The 357-nt window shown below is 37.3% G+C and carries 1 protein-coding gene; it reads left to right on the forward strand.

All coding sequences use genetic code 11. The annotated features are described in order from the left end of the window. Positions 1 to 132 precede the first annotated feature (132 nt). The coding region (tnpA, locus tag Q1A47_RS20650; protein ID WP_299632769.1) for an IS200/IS605 family transposase at positions 133 to 357 on the forward strand (225 nt) is incomplete at its 3' end.

Here is a 357-nt window from a genome sequence, read left to right on the forward strand (position 1 = left end):
ATTGATGTTTTTTAAACCACAGGCTCTGCCTGTGTGAGAATTAAACTTGTAGAGTTGTAACAGAAAAATCTCCTTTCGATATAATAGAGTTGGCCGTCAAACCGACTCTATATATAGAAAGGAGATCTACTCATGTCGAGTGACAATAGTTTATCACACACCCGATGGAATTGTAAGTATCATATAGTCTTTATACCCAAGTACAGAAGGAAAGAAATTTATGGCAAGTTCAGAAGAGACATCGGGGTGATCTTAAGACGTTTATGTGAGATGAAAGATGTAGAAATTATTGAGGCTCATGCCATGACTGACCACATCCATATGCTGGTTAAAATACCACCAAAAATGTCAGTGTCT

The sequence above is a fragment of the uncultured Virgibacillus sp. genome (assembly GCF_947495635.1).
In the GTDB taxonomy this organism is placed as follows: Bacteria; Bacillota; Bacilli; order Bacillales; family Amphibacillaceae; genus Virgibacillus; species Virgibacillus salarius.